We start from the raw sequence: 18,413 nt of genomic DNA on the forward strand, positions 1-18,413 counted from the left end.
CGATTTCCTGATTCTTGACCCCCAACAGGCAGACCACCATGCCCAAATCCCTTGTTTCCGTGTCCGCCGCGCCCCGCCGCGTGGCCGCCGCAGCGGCCACCCTGTGCGCCGCGCTGGCCCTGGCCGGTTGTGCTTCCCAGGGCCCGGCCCATGAGCCGCTGGCCCGGCTGGGCGCCGCCGACCTGGGTCTGACGGCCCAGTCCGAGACAGGCGCCAGTACCAGCCTGCCCGCCGCCGATTGGTGGAAGTCCCTGGGCGATGCCCAGCTGGATTCGCTGATCGCCCAGGCGCTGCAGGGCAGCCCCAGCCTGGCCATGAGCCGCGCCCGCTTCGACAAGGCGGCCGCCCTGGCCACGGCCACCAGCACGGCCACCGATGTGCGCGGCACGCTCGGCGTCGACGCCACGCGCCAGCACTACAGCGCCAACGGCCTGGTGCCCGCACCCATTGCCGGCCATACCTACAACACCGGCAACCTGCAGGCCGGCCTGAGCTGGACACCGGATTTCTTTGGCCGCCATGCCGCCGACCTGCAGGCCGCCCTGGGCCAGGCCCGTGCCGCCCAGGCCGACAGCGCCGCCGCCGCCAACCAGCTGGCGGCCCAGGTGGCGCGCAGCTATGTGGCGCTGGCCCGGCTGATTGCCCAAAAGGATGTGGCTGGCCGCACGCTGACCCAGCGCCAGTCGCTGCTGGACCTGAGCCAGCAGCGCACGCGCGCCGGGCTGGACAGCCAGGTGGAGCTGACCCAGGCCCAGGCCGGACTGCCCGATGCCGGCACCCAGATCGAAATGCTGGACGAGCAGATCACGCTGGCGCGCCGCACCATCGCCGTGCTCTGCGGGCAGGCGCCAGAGGCGCAGCTGCAGCTGGCGCCCCGTCTGGCCGCGCTGCAGATCCAGGCCATGCCCGGCCAGTTGGGTGCCGACCTGCTGGGCCGCCGCCCCGATGTGGTGGCCGCGCGCTGGCGTGTGGAGTCCGCAACGCAGGGCATAGAGAGCGCGCGGGCGGATTTCTATCCCGATATCAATCTCACGGCCTTCATCGGCCTCAATGCCATCGGCCTGGACAACCTGTTCAAGGGCAGCTCGCGCCAGATGGGCGTGACGCCCGCGCTGCGCCTGCCCCTGTTCGACGGCAAGCGCCTGCGCGCCCAGTTGCGCGGCACGCAGGCCGACCTGGACACCGCCATTGCCCAGTACAACGGCGTGGTGCTCGATGCGGTCAAGGAAGCGGGCGACGCCATCACTTCCGTGCAATCGCTGGTGCGCCAACAGCAGCTGCAGGCCGAGTCGCTGGAGAAGGCCGAACGCGCCTACGACTTTGCCGTGCAGCGCTACAAGGCGGGCCTGGCCAGCCAGGTGACGGTGCTGAACACCGAAACCCAGGTGATCACCCAGCGCCGCCTGGACGTGGACCTGCGCGCCCGCGCGCTGGACACGCGCGTGTCGCTGATGAAGGCGCTGGGCGGCGGCTGGACCGATGGCACGGCTGCCGTGCAGGTCAGCCAGCACTGAGATCGCAACCCGCACAGGAATCCACCGCACTCTTGACCCTCCACCGGGCAGACCGCCAGCCAGCGTGACAGACCGCCAGCTCCCTGCCCCGGCCGCACAACCACATTCACAGATAACAAAGCGCCGTACACCATGACCGACACCAACAAGCAAGCACCCAGCCCTGCCGCCGCACCGGCCGCAGCCTCGCCCGTGGCCAATCCGCAGGGCCGCCGCAAGGGCCTGACCCTCATCGCCGCCGCCGTCGCGGTGGCCGCCGTCGCCTGGGGCGGCTGGCACTGGATGGTGGCGCGCAACTACCAGACCACGGACAACGCCTATGTGGCGGGCAACGTGGTGCAGATCACGCCGCAGATCGGCGGCACGGTGATCAGCATCGGCGCCGACGACACCGACTACGTCAAGCCCGGCCAGCTGCTGGTGCAGCTGGACTCGGCCGATGCCCTGGTTGCCCTGTCCCAAGCCGAGTCCCAGCTGGCCCAGACCGTGCGCCAGGTGCGCACGCTGTACGCCAACAATGCGCCCCTGGTGGCCCAGGTGGCCCAGCGCGAGGCCGACCTGGCCCGCCTGCAGGCCGATGCCGCCCGCGCCCGCGAGGACGTGGACCGCCGCCGCCCGCTGCTGGCCACGGGCGCCGTGGGCAAGGAAGAGTTCGACCACGCCCAGTCCCTGGCCCGCACGGCAGGCAATGCCGCCTCTGCAGCAGAAGCCGCCGTGCGCGCCGCCAAGGCGCAGCTGACCGCTGCCGAAGCCCAGACCAAGGGCAGCAGCGCCGAAGAGCACCCCAGCGTGATCGCCGCTTCCGCCAAGGTGCGCGAGGCCTATCTGGCGCTGCAGCGCACGCGCCTGGTCTCGCCCGTGGAAGGCTATGTGGCCAAGCGCGGCGTGCAACTGGGCCAGCGCGTGGCCTCGGGCGCGCCGCTGATGACCGTGGTGGGCCTGCACAACCTCTGGGTGGATGCCAACTTCAAGGAAAGCCAGCTGGCCCAGCTGCGCATAGGCCAGAAGACCGAGCTGACGGCCGATGTCTACGGCGACAAGATCAGCTACCACGGCACCGTGGTCGGCATGGGTGCAGGAACCGGCGCGGCCTTCTCGCTGCTGCCCGCGCAGAACGCCACCGGCAACTGGATCAAGGTGGTGCAGCGCGTGCCCGTGCGCATTGCACTGTCGCCGGAAGACCTGGCCCAGCACCCGCTGCGCGTGGGCCTGTCGATGGAGGCCAAGGTGGACGTGCGCGACCAGCAGGGCGAAGTCCTGGCAACCGCCACGCGCAATGCCCCCGTGGCCCAGACCTCCATCTACGACATGGCATTGCCCCAGGCGGAGGAACGCATCGCCCACATCGTGGCGGGCCAGAACGTGGCGCCGCTCAAGCAGTTGCCCGAGCTGCCGCCCGTCGCCATGGCCGATGCGCAAGACAGGTCACAGGGCAAGGCGCCAGCCGCAGTGGCCTCCGCGCCGGTTGACGCGCAGGCCACGCAGTCCAAGTAAGCAGGCATCGCTTCCCCGCCTTCCCAGAACCTACGCGGACTGCCTATGACTTCCTCTACCACCGCCGTGCCGGAGCCGGCGCAGCCGGGTGGGCCGACCGTGCCGCCTGCCGCGCCACCCTCGGCACCGCCTGCCATGCCCGCACGGCCCGCACCGCTCAAGGGCGCCCAGCTGGCCCTGGGCACGCTGGCCCTGTCGCTGGCCACCTTCATGAACGTGCTGGACTCGTCCATTGCCAACGTCGCCATTCCGGCGATCTCGGGCGACGTGGGCGTCAGCCCCAGCCAGGGCACCTGGGTGATCACCAGCTTTGGCGTGGCCAACGCCATCTCGGTGCCGCTCACGGGCTGGCTCACGCAGCGCTTCGGCGCCGTGCGCCTGTTCACCATGAGCGTGCTGCTGTTCGTGCTGACCTCCTGGCTGTGCGGCTTTGCCTCGTCGCTGGAGATGCTGGTGCTGTTCCGCGTGCTCCAGGGGCTGGTCGCCGGGCCCATGATCCCGCTGTCGCAGACACTGCTGCTGTCCAGCTACCCGCCGGCCAAGGCCGGGGTGGCGCTGGCGCTGTGGGGGATGACCACCCTGGTGGCGCCCGTGGTCGGGCCGCTGCTGGGGGGCTGGATCACGGACAACATCTCCTGGCCGTGGATCTTCTACATCAACGTGCCCGTGGGCCTGCTGTCGGCCCTGATGACCTGGAGCATCTACCGCAGCCGCGAGACCCCCACGCGCAAGCTGCCCATCGACTCCGTGGGCCTGGCCCTGCTGGTGCTGTGGGTGGGCGCGCTGCAGCTGATGCTGGACAAGGGCAAGGAGCTGGACTGGTTCGCCTCGGGCGAGATCGTCACGCTGTGCGTGCTGGCCATCGTGAGCTTCGTGGTCTTCCTGGTCTGGGAGCTGACGGATGCGCACCCGGTGGTGGACCTGCGCCTGTTCATGCGCCGCAATTTCGCGGCGGGCTCGGTGGCGCTGTCGATTGCCTACGGCCTGTTCTTCGGCAACGTGGTGCTGCTGCCGCTGTGGCTGCAGCAGTGGATGGGCTATACCTCCACCACGGCCGGCATGGCGCTGGCGCCGGTGGGCATCTTCGCCATCATCCTGACGCCGCTGGTGGGCCGCAAGGTCACGCAGTGGGACCCGCGCAAGATGGCCACGGGCGCCTTCGTGGTGTTCGCCCTGGTGCTGTGGATGCGCTCGCGCTTCACGGTGGAGACGGACTTCATGCACATCCTGGTGCCCACGCTGATCCAGGGCGGGGCCATGGCGTTCTTCTTCATCCCGCTGACGACGATCACGCTGTCGGGCATCTCGCCGGACCGTATCCCGGCCGCCGCCGGCCTGAGCAACTTCGTGCGTATCACGGCGGGTGCCATGGGCACCTCCATCGCCACCACGCTGTGGGAAAACCGCGCCGCGCTGCACCACGCCCATCTGACCGAAGGGCTGATCCAGGGCCAGGGCGTGTTCGGCGTCACCCTGCAGGGGTTGCAGGCTGCGGGTCTCAGCCAAGCGCAGGCGCTGGCCCAGATCAACCGGCTTATCGACCAGCAGGCCTATACGCGGGCGGCGGACGACATCTTCCTGGCGTCGTCCGTGCTGTTCCTGGTGCTGATCGTGCTCATCTGGATGACCAGGCGCCCTGCGGGCCATGCCGGTGGTGCCGAGGCGGCCGGCGCCCATTGAGGCCCAGCTTGCGGCCATCACGACAAGGAGCTGCCTGCAGGGGCAGCTCCTTTTTTGTTTACATGACGACACGCAAGGCGCCTTGAATCGGGCCGCCAAGACCACCATCTCGACAGGGCTGCGCCACCGGTTCCATGATGGCGGCGGCCTGAACACCGACGGAGCACCGTGAAAACACCCCGCATCTTCCGCGCCCCGATTGCCGACTACGCCCAATCACCCCAGTCGGTGGGCGGGCGCTTTCGCAACGTCCATCCCCGCCCCGCCAACGCGCCCCAGCCCGACGCCAAGGTGATGTGGGACTTTTTCTTCAACAAGCCCAAGGACACCGAGCCTGCCGCGCCCCTGCCCGTGCAGCGGCTCACCCCGGCCGACCTGGCCGCCGCGCCCGAGCGCAGCCTGTACCGCCTGGGCCACTCCACGCTGCTGATGAAGCTGCGCGGCGGCTGGTGGATCACCGACCCGGTGTTTGCCGAGCGCGCCTCGCCCTTTTCCTTCATCGGCCCCAAGCGCTTTCATGCGCCGCCCATCGCCCTGCATGAACTGCCCGCGCTGCGCGGGGTGGTGCTCTCGCACGACCACTACGACCATCTGGACCGTGCCACCATCCGCGCCCTGGCGCCCCGGGTCGACTTCTTCCTGTGCACGCTGGGCGTGGGCGACCGGCTCATGGACTGGGGCGTGGCCCCCGAGAAGGTGCGCCAGTTCGACTGGTGGCAGGACGTGCAGGTGGACGGCCTGCGCTTCACGGCCACGCCGGCCCAGCATTTCTCGGGCCGGGGCCTGCGCGACGGCAACCGCACGCTGTGGGCGTCCTGGGTCATCGAGGACCTGGCAAGCGCCGACACGCTGCGTGTCTTCTTCAGCGGCGACGGCGGCTATTTCGACGGCTTTGCGCAAATCGGCCGGCGCTTCGGCCCCTTCGACCTCACGCTGATGGAAACCGGCGCCTACGACCCGCACTGGCCCTATGTGCACATGCACCCGGCCCAGACCGTGCAGGCCCACCGCGACCTGGGCGGACGCTGGCTGCTGCCCATTCACAACGGCACCTTCAGCCTGGCCATGCATGCCTGGTGGGACCCCTTCGAGCGCGTGCTGGCCCTGGGTGCCGAGCACGGCATTGCCGTGGCCACTCCCATGATGGGCGAGCGCGTGGACCTGGCCGCCCCCCATGCAGGCGAGCGCTGGTGGCGTGCCCTGGTATCCCCTGCCGTGCAGGACGCAGCCGCGTCAGCGCCACAGGCCCAGCCGCGATAAATCCGTTTTTGCTGCATTGCGTCATCGGCCTACGCGGGCCGGCATCCATCTGGATAAAGTGAACCCAGCTTCAGGAGTGCACATGGCAAATCGCAAAAATCCCCGGGCCGCCCTGGTCGCCCGCCAGGCCACCGACCTGGCCGTCGCAGCGCCCCAGGTCGTGGCCCATCGCCTCACCCGCATGGCCATGGCAGGCGCCAATCCCTCCGCGCGGGACCGGCGTGAATTCACACGCATGGTGTCCGAGAAACAGACAGCCTTCCAGCAATCCTGGGCGGCGATGGGCATGCAGTCCATGGTTGCCAGCCAGGCCCTGATGCAGGCCTGGATGCGCATGTGCTGGACCCCCTGGAGCACCTCCACCTGGAACGGCGGTGCCCTGGCATCGCAGGCCTCGCAATGGCAAAACGCCATGTGGGGCGTGGTGGGCAAGGGCCTGGCCCCCGTGCACCGCACGGCGGTGGCCAATGCCAAGCGCCTGGCGCGCGGCTGAGCACGGCCAAGCACGGTTAAGTACGACTGATCGCTGCTCAACGCGGCTGATCCACCCATATCAAGCCCGCTCCATTCACCGGAGCGCGGCCACGCGGCAGGGCCGATGCGGGGGCGAGGTTCGGTTATCCTCGCGGCCTTCGTTCCGTTTTGCTGCGCTGCCGCATTTCCAGGCATGGACTCCATGCAGAGACTGAAAACACGGCCGCGACAGGCGGATTCCCCCTTTCTGCCATCGCTTTGCCAGTCTTCCCCGGAGTTCTCTGATGACACACAAGGCCCCGCCAACCGGCCAGGGCCTGCACGGTCAAGACGACCTGCAGCGCAATCTCACCAACCGCCATATCCAGCTCATCGCCATCGGCGGGGCCATCGGCACGGGCCTGTTCATGGGCTCGGGCAAGACCATCAGCCTGGCCGGCCCGTCCATCATCTTTGTCTACACCATCATCGGCGTGATGCTGTTCTTCGTGATGCGGGCCATGGGCGAGCTGCTGCTGTCCAACCTGCAGTACCGCTCCTTCATCGACTTCTCGTCCGACCTGCTCGGCCCCTGGGCCGGCTTCTTCACGGGCTGGACCTATTGGTTCTGCTGGATCGTGACGGGCATTGCCGATGTGATTGCCATATCGGCCTACTCCCAGTTCTGGTTCCCGGACCTGCCGCAGTGGGCACCGGCCATCGCCTGCGTGGGCCTGCTGCTGGGCCTGAACCTGCTGACGGTGAAGCTGTTTGGGGAGATCGAGTTCTGGTTCGCCATGATCAAGATCGTGGCCATCGTGGCCCTGGTGGGCACGGGGCTGTACATGGTGGGGGCCGCCTTCGTCTCGCCTGCGGGCCGCACGGCCAGCCTGTCCAATCTCTGGAATGACGGCGGCATGTTCCCCAACGGGATGATGGGCTTCTTCGCGGGCTTCCAGATCGCGGTGTTCGCCTTCGTGGGCATCGAGCTGGTGGGCACCACCGCGGCCGAGGCCAAGGACCCCGAGCGCACGCTGCCGCGCGCCATCAATTCCATTCCCGTGCGCATCATCGTGTTCTACGTGCTGGCCCTGATCGCCATCATGGCCGTCACCCCCTGGCGTGACGTGGTGCCCGGCAAGAGCCCGTTCGTGGAGCTGTTCGTGCTCGCAGGCCTGCCAGCCGCCGCGGGCGTGATCAATTTCGTGGTGCTGACTTCGGCTGCCTCGTCGGCCAACAGCGGCGTGTTCTCCACCAGCCGCATGCTCTACGGCCTGGCGCTCAAGGGCGATGCGCCCCGGGCCTTCCACCGGCTGTCGCGCAGCAGCGTGCCCTCGCGCGGGCTGCTGTTTTCGTGCACCTGCCTGCTGGCCGGCGCGTTTCTGATGTGGGTGGTGCCCGATCTGGTGGAAGCCTTCACGCTGGTGACCACGGTATCGGCCATTCTGTTCATGTTCGTGTGGTCGCTGATCCTGCTGTCCTATATCGCCTACCGGCGCCAGCGCGCGGCCCTGCATGAGGCTTCGCGCTACAAGATGCCCGGCGGCGTGGCCATGTGCTGGGCCTGCCTGGTGTTCTTTGCCGCCATCCTGGGCCTGCTCACCCTGCAGGCCGACACGCGCCAGGCGCTGGTGGTGACGCCGGCCTGGTTTGCCCTGCTGGCCATCGCCTACCAGTTCGTGCGCCGCCAGGCTTCGCGCCAGTCGGCGGAGCGCTCCACCGCCCTTGCGGGCACGGCAGCCGAACCGCGCTGACCCTCTCCCGGCCGCCCCCCTGCGCATGGGGGCGGCCATTGCAGGATGCCTTTGGCGCCCGCGTTCCCTCTGCGCCCCCCCTTCAGCGCCTCCCTCCGCTGCCCCTCTTGCTGCGCACCAAACTTGTGCACAGCATCTTTGACCTGTCCAGTAGTTAGATAACGAGTGAACAAAAATACAACTGTCTTTACGCCAACAAAAAGATGTGGATACAAATCGTTATCATTCGCACCTTGATTTTTAACCAAACCGGAACTTTACAAAGATGGTCAGAATCTCGGTGCTCCGCCCGCTTCCTCTTTGCGCAGCCCTGGCATGCACAGCCATGGCCCATGCCCAGTCAGCCGACAACAAGGCCGACACGTCCCTGTCCACCGTGGTGGTGACCGCCTCGGGCACGGCCGTGGACATCAAGGAAGCGCCGGCCAGCATCAGCGTGATCACCCGCGAGGACATCGAGCGCAAGCCCGTCACCAGCATCGGCGAGCTGCTGTCCACCATTCCCGGCGTCACCGGCGGCCTGTCCGGCACGGGCGCCCAGTCCAAGATCAAGCTGCGCGGCCTGCCCGAGAAGTACACGCTGATCCTGGTGGACGGCAAGCGCCAGGGCAACTCGGCCGGCATCAACTACCGCGACGACCTGGGCTCGCAGGATCTGGACTGGATCTCGCCCGAGATGATCGAGCGCATCGAGGTGGTGCGCGGCCCCATGTCCTCGCTGTACGGCTCCGACGCCATGGGCGGCGTGATCAACATCATCACGCGCAAGATCGGCAAGCGCTGGAGCGGCTCGACCACGCTGAACTACAGCAAGCCCTCCGACGGCGACCGCGGCGACACGCGTCAGCTGGGCTTCAACATCAGCGGCCCGCTGTCCGACAAGTTCGGCCTGCGCCTGGGCGGCAACTACACGGACCGCGCAGCCGACGAGAGCACGGGCGGCTTCCCGGGCACCTACCAATCGACGGCCGGCTCGCGCAAGCAAAACCTCAACGCCCTGCTCAACTGGCAGCTCACGCCCGACCAGGTGATCGGCATCGAGGCCGCGCAAGGCATCCAGCGCGCCACGGGCTCCGACGCGCGCACGGCATCGGGCGACCAGGTGGTCTATCCCTGGGGCCTGAGCAAGCTGGAGCAGACCAAGTTCGGCCTCAGCCACGATGGCCGCTGGGGCGACCTGACCTCCAAGCTCAACCTCGTGCACAACAAGTACGAGGACAAGGGCGACACCATCGGCAACAACTCCAAGGAAACCACGCTGGACGGCCGCATCGACAAGCCGTTGAAGCTGTGGGGCCTGGACCAGGCCATGACGCTGGGCATGCAGTGGCGCCGCGAGTCTCTGGACAACCGCGACACCATCGGCCTGGCTCCCATCGACTACGCGGGGCGCCCGGTCTCGGGCTCGGGCCTGAGCGCCACCACCTGGGCGCTGTTCGGCGAGGACCAGATCTTCCTGCGCGACAACCTGGCGCTGACGCTGGGCCTGCGCATGGACCACCACCAGAAATACGGCAACAACTGGAGCCCGCGCGCCTACCTGGTCTACCACCCGGCCTCGGAGTGGACGGTGCGCGGCGGCGTCTCGCGCGGCTTCCGTGCGCCCAACCTGAAGGAAAACTCGGCCAGCGCCGCCACGCAATCTGGGGGCAACGGCTGCCGCAGCCTGGCCGGCATGGGCTGGACCAGCACCAGCGTCAACGCCGACGGCACGCGCGGCTGCTACATGGCCGGCAACCCCGACCTGCAGCCCGAGACCAGCACCAACTTCGAGCTGGGCACCAGCTGGGACCGCAATGGCTGGGCCCTGGGCGCCACCTACTTCCACACCAACTTCAAGAACAAGATCGACTACCAGCCGCTGGGCTTCTACAACGGCTTCTGGTGGACCCGCATGGCCAACGCCCAGCGTGCGCGCACGCGCGGCCTGGAAGGCTTCGTGAACGTTCCCCTGGCCAAGGGCCTGACCTGGAACACCAACATCACCAAGATGTTCGAGTCCAAGAACCTGAGCACGGGCGCCTCGCTGCTGGCCGTGCCCGAGCTGTCCATCTACTCGTCGCTGCAATGGCAGATCCGCCAGGGCTGGTCCGCCATGTTCAGCGCCCGCCACGTGGGCAAGGAAGTCGTGACCACGGGCACGGCCACCACCTTCGCCAAGGCCTATACGACCTTTGACGTGTCCATGAACTACAACGTGACCGACACCCTGACCCTGCGCGCCGGCATCATCAACCTGGCCGACAAGGAAACCCGCACCATCGGCGCCAACTACGACAACGGCGGCCGTACCTACTTCGTGGGGATGACGGCGCGGTTCTGATGGCGCGGTCCTGATGGCCCGTTGCCGGCCCTTGCGCTGACCCAGACAAAGCGCCCGTTGTGACGGGCGCTTTTTTCATGGCGAGGAGCAAAGCCTCACTCCCAGACACCGCCCTGCGCAGGGGGCTTGCGCGTCAGCAATTCCTCGTCTGTCAAGGGCCGGCCTGTCCAGACATTCACCTTCGAGGCGCCGGCCGCGTTGGCCAGCTCGCGCAAGGCCCTCAGTTCCACCTGGGTGAATCCGCCCTCGGGGTCGCCCAGCGGATGGATGACGATGTGCGGGGAGGCCGCCAGCCAGGCACGCCGATGCATGCGCCTGAGCTGGTACTTCAGAAGCTGCTCGGCCAGGATGAAGTCCGATATCAGCGAACGCGGGTGGGCGAAGGGATTGACGACTTCGGCAGGCTCCGATGCAGCCGCGAGCCTGGCCTGCGGGCCGGCCGCGAGAATCCGGCGTCGGGGCGGCGGACTCAGGGCCAGCTCGGGAACCTCCGACAGGGTCTGCCCGGTCTTCGGATCCTTCAGCGTCAGGCGCTCGGGAGAAATCTGTACGTAGATGAGTGATACGAAGGCAGAGAGCATGGATATCCATCAATCGATTTTCTGAACCACGGTCTGGCCCGGCAGCAAGGCCCGGCCATCACCACCGCGCGGCAGCATGGGCGCGACAGGCTGGCCGGTCTGGCGGTCCAGCAGCAGCGAATGCGCCTCGCCCGGCGCGAACAGATGGCCTTCGCCCCACTGCCGCAAGGCCACGACCACGGGGAACAGGTCCAGGCCCTGGGCCGTGAGTACGTATTCCTGGTAGGCCGAGCCTTCTGCGGCCGGGCGGGTTTCGAGGATGCCGGCCTCCACCAGCCGGCGCAGCCGGTCGGCCAGGATATTGCGGGCCGCGCCCAGGCTGCGCTGGAAATCGCCAAAGCGGCTGATGCCATCGAAGGCATCGCGCACTATGAGCAGCGACCAGCGGTCGCCGATCACATCCAGGGAGCGGGCCACCGGACAGGGCTGCGGTGTGTCAGGACGGGTGTCTTCTTTCATGACGTCATTGTGGTTGCATTTCAAAACTGATTCAACTAGCATCCAACCAGTTTTGTTTTGCAACCGGATTCAACCCATGAACGCCTTCCCTGCTCCGGACACGGTCCGCATGCCGCGCAGCCTGGTGCTGCTGTTCGCCGCTGCCAGCGGCCTGAGCGTGGCCAATGTCTACTACGCCCAGCCGCTGCTGGAGGCGCTGGCGGCCGACTTCGGCATCAGCCATGCGGCCGTGGGCGGCGTGGTCACCGCCACGCAGGCCGGCTGCGCGCTGGCGCTGCTGCTGCTGGTGCCGCTGGGCGACCGGCTGGAGCGGCGGCGGCTCATGCTTTTGCAGTTGCTGGGCCTGGTACTGGCCCTGGCGGCCGTCAGCACCGCGCGTTCGGCCGTTCTGCTGCTGGGGGGCATGCTGGCCGTGGGCCTGCTGGGCACGGCCATGACGCAGGGGCTGATCGCCTATGCGGCCAGCGCCAGCCAGGCGCATGAGCGCGGGCGCGTGGTGGGCGCGGCCCAGGGCGGTGTTTTCATCGGCCTGCTTTTGGCGCGCGTGTTTGCCGGCGCCGTGGGTGACCTGGCTGGCTGGCGTGGCGTCTATGCCTGCTCGGCCCTGTTGATGCTGGCCCTGGCCTGGCTCCTGTGGCGGCAACTGCCCCGGCTGGCGGTGCCCTTGCATGCACCCAGCTACACGCAACTGCTCGCCTCCATGCTCCAGCTGCTGCGCCAGGACCGCATGCTGCGCACACGCGGCATGCTGGCCCTGCTGATGTTTGCCACCTTCAACATCTTCTGGAGCGCCCTGGTCCTGCCGCTGAGCGCACCGCCCTACAGCCTGTCGCTCACGGCCATCGGCGCCTTTGGCCTGGCGGGCGTGGTGGGCGCACTGGCAGCAGCCCGTGCCGGCCACTGGGCCGACCAGGGTTTCGCGCAGCGCACCAGCCTGGGCGCGCTGGTGATCCTGCTGCTGGCCTGGGCGCCGATTGCGCTGCTGGAGCAGTCGCTGTGGGTGCTGGTCGCCGGCATCGTGCTGCTGGACCTGGGCGGCCAGGCCCTGCATGTGACCAACCAGAGCCTGATCTTTCGCAGCAACCCGCAGGCCCACAGCCGGCTGGTGGGCCTGTACATGCTGTTCTATGCCGTGGGCAGCGGGCTGGGCGCGCTGATTGCCACCAATGCCTACGCGCGGTTTGGCTGGCACGGCGTCTGCGTGGCGGGGGCGGCGTTCAGCCTGGCGGCCCTGGTGTTCTGGGCCATGACACGGGAGACGGCTGCCCAGGCCAGCGTTCCCGCCTAGACCCGGCTCACCAGCTCCGAAGGCACCCGGCCCAATGCCTTGCGGAACATGGTGGAAAACGCGCTGGGGCTGTCATAGCCCAAATCCAGCGCCACCTGCGTGACCGAGGCGCCCGCAGACAGACGCGACACCGCCGCCAGCAGGCAGGCCTGCTGGCGCCAGGCGCCAAAGGCCATGCCTGTGTGCTGCTGGAAAAACCGGCTGAAGGTGCGCAGGCTCTTGTTCAACGCCTGTGCCCAATCCTGGGGCGTGGCGCGGATGCTGGGCTGGGCCAGGAACTGCTTGCACAGGGCGGCCAGCTTTTCATCGCGGGGAATGGGCGCGAACAGCGGCAGGCTGCGGGCCGAGGCCAACTCGTGCAGCACCAGCGTGACCAGGGCACCGTCGCGGCCCGCTTCGTCGTACAGCGCCGGCAGGTCGGCGCAGGACAGCAGTAACTGGTGCAGCAGCGGGGTGACGACCAGGGCCTCGCAATGCACACCCGGGCGGGGCGCAGCAGCCGGTTCGATGTACAGGCTGCGCGTGCTCACGCCCTGCATGCGCACACTGTGCGGCTTGCTGGCCGGAATCCACACGCCGCTGTAGGGCGGGATGGTCCAGGCGCCGTCGTCGGTTTCCACTTCCATCAGCCCGCTCATCCCGTAGAGAAACTGGGCACGCCGGTGGCTGTGCGTGGGCAGCAGCGTGCCAGGCGTGTAATCGGTGCCGATGGCCAGCACATCGCGCGCCACGGCGTCCACGGAATGCAGCGGGATGTTGAGCATGGGAATGTCCGGAAAACAGCCAACAGGCTTTGGCAGGAATTCGAGGATTATTGACCTATCCGCGAAAGCAGGCCAAACCGCGGCATCCTAAGGTTCAGTCCTTGCTCGTTTTTTCCAAAGGACTGTCTGTGTTCCCTCTCCTGCTGCTGGCTTTCGGTGTGCTTGCCGGCGTGACCACCGTGCTCTTCGGCTTTGGCGGCGGCTTCGTGGCCGTTCCGCTGCTTTATGCGCTGCTGACCTCCATCCACGGCGCGGACTCCGCCATTGGCCAGGCTGCCATGCACATTGCCGTGGCCACCTCCACCTGCGTGATGATTTTCGGCGCCTCCATGGCCACGCTGCGCCAGCACCGCGCGGGCGCCCTGCCCTGGGATCAGGTACGGCCACTGGCCGGCTTCATCGCGGCCGGCGCCGTGGCGGGCGCGGCGGCCGCCACCTGGATCAGCGGCGACTGGGTGCGCTGGGCTTTCATTGCCTACCTTGCGCTGACCATTGCCGACGCGCTGCTGCGCCCGGGCTTCGTGCACGGCACCGCCGCCGGCATGCAACCAATGGGCCGGCGGGCGGCGGCCACAGCGGGCCTGGCCATTGGTGCGATCGCGGCCTTCCTGGGCGTGGGCGGCAGCGTGATGACCGTGCCGCTCATGCGCCGGCGTGGCGCGAGCATGGCGGCGGCCACGGCCATGGCCAGCCCGCTGTCCCTGCCCATGGCCGTGGCGGGCACCGCTGCCTACATGCTGGCATCGCGGGGCGCGGGGCTGGGCCCCTGGCATGTGGGCTATGTGGACCTGCAGGCCTTTGCGCTGCTGACGGCCGGATCGTGGACGGGCATCAGGCTGGCGGCCCCGCTGATCGGCCGCATTCCCGATGCCCTGCATGCCAAGGCCTACCTGACCCTGCTGGGCCTGGTGCTGCTGGTCATGATCATGGCCTGAGCGCTGCGCTCAACCCTCCTGGAAGATCGCCTCGATCCGGGTCTCGAACACCCGGGCGATGGCAAAGGCCAGCGGCAGGCTGGGGTCGTAGCGGCCCGTCTCTATGGCATTGACGGTCTGGCGCGACACGCCCAGCAGGTCCGCCAGCGCAGCCTGGCTCCAGCCGCGCTGGGCGCGCAGTTCACGGATGGTGTTTTTCATGGGAGGGGCACTTTGGCGGAACAGCTCATCGGCTGCGCAGCCAGTGGGCCACCGAAGCCGCCACCCAGAGCGCACCCATCAAGGGCCACACCATGAACATGCTGAGCTTGGGAAAACCTGCCATTTCCAGGAATCCGTAGGTGAAGGTGATGCCGGCCGTGCCCGCCGCTGCAATCGCCAGCTGCTCCAGCATGGACTTGCGCAGGAACTCGTCGGTATCGCGCACCAGGCGCACGATGGCCCGCACGGCCAGCGCAAACGCCAGCATGGGGCTCAGCAGCAGCGCTGTGCGCAGGGCCCCGGCCTGCATGTCGGCACTGAGCAAAAGCGCCCCCACAAGCAGCGCCATGTAGAGCAGCAGCGCAAATCCAAGTTCCTTCTGGTAGCGGCGGTTGGTGACCGTTGTTTGATTCATGGAAGTCTCTCGCAATGTGTAAAGGATGCTTGACATTGTGCGATGTCATCTGCGGACATGTCAAGCAAGCTTTACATCGGTACTGAACGCCCCGCCGTACAATCGCCGCCGTTGGTGCCAGCAGCCCCAGGGGCTGCGGTTAAACGGGAAACATGGGGCGGCCAGATAAAGCCGCCCGCATGTACTGCCCCCGCAACAGTGAGTGAAACGCCGCGTGCATGGCACCGGCCCCCGCCAAACCCGTGCCACTGGGCGTACAGCCCGGGAAGGCCTTGGCGAGTGCGTCACCAGTCTGGATACCGGCCAACAGGCGGCCGGCCGCGCATGCAGCGCAGCCGGTCTTTGTGGTTTCCGTGCCGGCGGGGTCGCTGGCGCGCAACTGGCTCGCATCCATGCACACCCTCGCCCTCGCGCGCGCCCCTAGCGCCGCTCTTCTCTCGCCCTCGGCGTTCCCCGTACTCCGCACGTTGTCCGCCCTGGCTGCGGCCTCGCTGCTGGCCTGCCAGGCCCAAGCACAGGCACAACAGGCGCAGCGCGCACAGGCCTCCCAGCTCGATACGGTGGTCGTCACCGCCTCGCGCAGCGAACAGTCCCTGCGCACCGTCACGGCCGACATGACCGTGATCGACGCCGAGACCATTGCCCGCAGCGGCGCCACGGGCGTGGCCGACCTGCTGGTGCAGGTGCCGGGCGTGCAGATCAACCGCAATGGCGGGCCGGGCCAAGTCACCTCGGTCTACCTGCGCGGCACCAGCAACCAGCACACTGCCGTGTTCATCGACGGCGTGCGCTACAGCTCGCAGGAGCTGCAGGGCGGCGCGGTCTGGTCCACCCTGCCGCTGGCGCAGATTGACCGCATCGAGGTGCTGCGCGGCCCGGCCGCAGCCATCTATGGCTCAGACGCCATGGGCGGCGTGATCCAGATTTTCACCAAGCGGGCGGACGGCCAGACCCGCGCCTATGCCGAGGCGGGCATAGGCAACCAGGGCACCAGCAAGCTGGCCACGGGATTTCAGGGCGGGGCCAACGGCTTCACCTATGGGCTGAACCTGGCTGACGAGCGCAGCGACGGCTTCGACGTCTACCCCGGCAACACCTTCTCGCCCAACCCGGACAAGGATGGCTACAGCAACACCTCGCTGGGCCTCAACGCGGGCTACAAAACGGGCATCCACCAGATCGACGCCAGCCTGCTGCACAGCCGCCTGCGCACCCACTACGACCAGAGCCCGCCGCCTTTCGACGACTACGACGTGGTCAAGAACACCACCGGCAGCCTGCGCTGGCAGGCCGGCTGGAACGCCATGTACAAAAGCGTGGTCCAGATCTCCCATACCGACAGCCAAAGCGACCGCCACACCCAGTCGCCCGAAAGCGCCAAGGGCCGCTCCACCAACTACCTGCTGCAGAACCTGTTCACGCTGGGCCAGCACCGTTTCAACATCGACCTGGAGCGCCGCGAGGACAAGCTGGACACCCAATACGCCTGGACGCAGAACACCGACAGCCGGCGCGTGCAGAACTCCCTGTCGGCCGGCTGGCGCCTGACGGAGGGGCGCCACCAGTTCGACGCCAACCTGCGCCACGACCAGGTGCGCGACCAGCAGAACAAGACCACGGGCGGCCTGGGCTACGGCATGCAGATCGACGAGCGCTGGCGCTGGGTGGCATCGGCCGGCACGGCCTTCAGAACTCCCACGCTGTACGAACGCTTCACGGGCCAGGCGGCGGCCGACCTCAAGCCAGAAAGCAGCACCAACGTGGAAACGGGCCTGCACTATGCGGCCGGTGCCAACCGCCTCTCGGCCGTGGTCTACCGCAACAAGTTCAAGAACCTCATCACCTACGACTGGAACAGCGCCGTTCCCTGCAACTGCTACCGCAACTGGCAGAGCGTGGAAATCACCGGCCTGACGCTGTCGGGCAGCACGCGCCTGGGCAGCGCCAACCTGGGCGCCTCGCTGGACTTCATGAACCCCGAGAACCTGGAGACCGGCAAGCTGCTGCCCTACCGCTCCAAGCGCATGCTCAAGCTCAACGCCGACACCCAGGCGGTCGGCTGGACGCTGGGCGGCGAAGCGCAGCTGTACAGCGGCCGCTACGCAGACGAGGCGAATACCTTCAAGCTGGGCGGCTACGGCGTGGTCAACCTCTACGCCCAGCGCCAGCTGACCAGGCAATGGACGCTGCTGGCCCGTGTCAACAACATCGCCGACCGCGACTACGCCCCCACGCGCGGCTATGCAAACGCAGGCCGCACCGTGTTCGTCAGCGTGCGCTGGACACCTCTGCCCTGACCCCCATGCACCTGCTTGTGCGCCTGCTTGTGCGCCTGCCCCGCATCCTGCTGCTGACCGCAGCCCTGGCCTGCGCGGGCGGCACGGGCAACGCCTTTGCGCAAAAGGCGGCGGATGGGGGAACGGGCGGGGCAACCACCGCCTACACCGTCACCGACATGCGCGGGCGCCAGGTGCGCCTGGAGCGCGTGCCGCAGCGCATCGTCTCGCTGCTGCCCTCGCTGACCGAATCGCTGTGCGCGCTGGACGTCTGCGAGCGCATCGTGGGCGTGGACGAGTTCTCCAACCACCCGGCGCGCGTGGCCGCCCTGCCCAAGCTGGGCCACACCTTTGCCCCCCTGGTGGAGGCCACCGTACGGCTCAGGCCCGACGTGGTGCTGATGGCGTATTCCGCACCCGTCATCTCACAGCTGGAGCGCTTCGGCATTCCTGTGCTGGCGCTGGACGCCAACGACATGGCGCAGCTGGAGCAGGTGCTGCACAAGCTCGACCAGCTGCTGCAGGTGCAGCGCGCCAACGCCTTGCTGGCGCGCATGCAGGCCGAAGTCGACCAGCAGGCCAAGGCGCTGGCTGCGCACGGGCCCGCCGGGCAGAAGGTGTATTTCGAGGTGGACGCCACGCCTTACGCGGCGGGGCCGGACTCCTTCATAGGCCAGCTGCTGCAGCGCCTGGGCGCGCGCAATGTGCTGCCGCAGAAACTGGGTCCCTTCCCCCGCATCACGCCCGAATACGTGCTGCGCCAGCAGCCAGAACTCATCATCCACACGCCGCAGACGCCATCGGCCAGCTTTGCCACCCGCCCCGGCTGGAGCCGCATGCCCGCCGTGCGCTCCGGCCGCATCTGCGCGCTGGACCTGGTCGAGACGGACGTGGTCTCGCGACCCGGCCCGCGCCTGGGCGAGGCGGCACGGGCGCTGGCCCGCTGCCTGGAGATGCGGGGCACGGCGCCTCGTTGACTTCGCTGGCCTGCTTGGCCCGCTTGGCCGATGACCCTG

General features: G+C 68.0%; 16 protein-coding genes and 1 riboswitch. Of the genes, 11 read left to right on the forward strand and 5 right to left on the reverse strand.

Annotated features, from left to right (window positions below):
* Nucleotides 1-38 precede the first annotated feature (38 nt).
* From IAE24_RS22080 to IAE24_RS22110, 7 genes are all read left to right on the forward strand, one after another.
* Complete coding sequence (locus IAE24_RS22080; RefSeq protein WP_199961688.1) at nucleotides 39-1,514, forward strand: efflux transporter outer membrane subunit; 1,476 nt, start codon at nucleotides 39-41, stop codon at nucleotides 1,512-1,514.
* A gap of 132 nt (nucleotides 1,515-1,646) precedes the next feature.
* A complete protein-coding gene (locus tag IAE24_RS22085; RefSeq protein ID WP_063326173.1) occupies nucleotides 1,647-3,008 on the forward strand; it encodes an HlyD family secretion protein in 1,362 nt (453 codons plus the stop codon).
* A 45-nt stretch (nucleotides 3,009-3,053) separates the two neighbouring features.
* Entirely contained in the window at nucleotides 3,054-4,688 is a 1,635-nt protein-coding gene (locus IAE24_RS22090) for a DHA2 family efflux MFS transporter permease subunit (RefSeq protein ID WP_013802448.1), read from the forward strand.
* 168 nt (nucleotides 4,689-4,856) lie between these two features.
* Nucleotides 4,857-5,948: an MBL fold metallo-hydrolase gene (locus IAE24_RS22095; protein WP_199961687.1), complete on the forward strand. Its 1,092-nt coding sequence runs from the start codon at nucleotides 4,857-4,859 to the stop codon at nucleotides 5,946-5,948.
* A gap of 82 nt (nucleotides 5,949-6,030) precedes the next feature.
* Nucleotides 6,031-6,441 carry a polyhydroxyalkanoate granule-associated phasin gene (locus IAE24_RS22100; RefSeq protein ID WP_065345843.1) on the forward strand — a complete coding sequence of 137 codons (411 nt, stop codon included), beginning with the start codon at nucleotides 6,031-6,033 and terminating at the stop codon, nucleotides 6,439-6,441.
* Nucleotides 6,442-6,706: 265 nt separating this feature from the next.
* The gene (gene cycA / locus IAE24_RS22105; protein WP_180319568.1) at nucleotides 6,707-8,155 is read left to right on the forward strand and encodes a D-serine/D-alanine/glycine transporter; all 1,449 of its coding nucleotides are present in this window, start codon (nucleotides 6,707-6,709) and stop codon (nucleotides 8,153-8,155) included.
* 325 nt (nucleotides 8,156-8,480) lie between these two features.
* A complete protein-coding gene (locus tag IAE24_RS22110; RefSeq protein ID WP_199961686.1) occupies nucleotides 8,481-10,478 on the forward strand; it encodes a TonB-dependent receptor domain-containing protein in 1,998 nt (665 codons plus the stop codon).
* 95 nt (nucleotides 10,479-10,573) lie between these two features.
* On the opposite strand, the gene IAE24_RS22115 is transcribed toward IAE24_RS22110, so the two are convergent.
* Nucleotides 10,574-11,059 (reverse strand): rod shape-determining protein, encoded by a 486-nt coding sequence (locus IAE24_RS22115; protein ID WP_034398539.1) that lies wholly within the window; start codon nucleotides 11,057-11,059, stop codon nucleotides 10,574-10,576.
* Between the two features lie 9 nt (nucleotides 11,060-11,068).
* On the reverse strand, nucleotides 11,069-11,518 hold the full coding sequence (locus IAE24_RS22120) for a winged helix-turn-helix transcriptional regulator (protein WP_199961685.1): 450 nt from the start codon (nucleotides 11,516-11,518) through the stop codon (nucleotides 11,069-11,071).
* 76 nt (nucleotides 11,519-11,594) lie between these two features.
* On the opposite strand from IAE24_RS22120, the gene IAE24_RS22125 reads away from it, so the two are divergent.
* On the forward strand, nucleotides 11,595-12,806 hold the full coding sequence (locus tag IAE24_RS22125) for an MFS transporter (protein WP_199961684.1): 1,212 nt from the start codon (nucleotides 11,595-11,597) through the stop codon (nucleotides 12,804-12,806).
* On the opposite strand, the gene IAE24_RS22130 is transcribed toward IAE24_RS22125, so the two are convergent.
* The gene (locus IAE24_RS22130; RefSeq protein ID WP_013802455.1) at nucleotides 12,803-13,570 is read right to left on the reverse strand and encodes an AraC family transcriptional regulator; all 768 of its coding nucleotides are present in this window, start codon (nucleotides 13,568-13,570) and stop codon (nucleotides 12,803-12,805) included. The two genes, IAE24_RS22125 and IAE24_RS22130, sit on opposite strands and share 4 nt — an antisense overlap.
* Before the next feature lie 128 nt (nucleotides 13,571-13,698).
* Between IAE24_RS22130 and IAE24_RS22135 the strand changes: the two genes are divergently transcribed.
* Nucleotides 13,699-14,505: a sulfite exporter TauE/SafE family protein gene (locus tag IAE24_RS22135; RefSeq protein WP_199961683.1), complete on the forward strand. Its 807-nt coding sequence runs from the start codon at nucleotides 13,699-13,701 to the stop codon at nucleotides 14,503-14,505.
* A gap of 9 nt (nucleotides 14,506-14,514) precedes the next feature.
* Here IAE24_RS22135 and IAE24_RS22140 read toward each other — a convergent pair whose 3' ends face one another.
* Nucleotides 14,515-14,706, reverse strand: coding sequence for a helix-turn-helix transcriptional regulator (locus tag IAE24_RS22140; RefSeq protein ID WP_012205558.1), 192 nt, complete (start codon nucleotides 14,704-14,706; stop codon nucleotides 14,515-14,517).
* Between the two features lie 25 nt (nucleotides 14,707-14,731).
* Nucleotides 14,732-15,121 (reverse strand): hypothetical protein, encoded by a 390-nt coding sequence (locus tag IAE24_RS22145; RefSeq protein WP_012205557.1) that lies wholly within the window; start codon nucleotides 15,119-15,121, stop codon nucleotides 14,732-14,734.
* Between the two features lie 96 nt (nucleotides 15,122-15,217).
* Nucleotides 15,218-15,443, forward strand: a riboswitch (cobalamin riboswitch).
* A gap of 70 nt (nucleotides 15,444-15,513) precedes the next feature.
* Here IAE24_RS22145 and IAE24_RS22150 point away from each other — a divergent pair.
* Together IAE24_RS22150 and IAE24_RS22155 are read left to right on the forward strand one after the other, a co-directional pair.
* A complete protein-coding gene (locus IAE24_RS22150) occupies nucleotides 15,514-17,418 on the forward strand; it encodes a TonB-dependent receptor domain-containing protein (protein ID WP_199961682.1) in 1,905 nt (634 codons plus the stop codon).
* 5 nt (nucleotides 17,419-17,423) lie between these two features.
* A complete protein-coding gene (locus IAE24_RS22155; protein WP_199961681.1) occupies nucleotides 17,424-18,374 on the forward strand; it encodes an ABC transporter substrate-binding protein in 951 nt (316 codons plus the stop codon).
* Nucleotides 18,375-18,413: the final 39 nt, after the last annotated feature.

This window comes from Delftia sp. S65, from assembly GCF_016516495.1.
GTDB classification, from domain to species: Bacteria; Pseudomonadota; Gammaproteobacteria; order Burkholderiales; family Burkholderiaceae_C; genus Comamonas; species Comamonas acidovorans.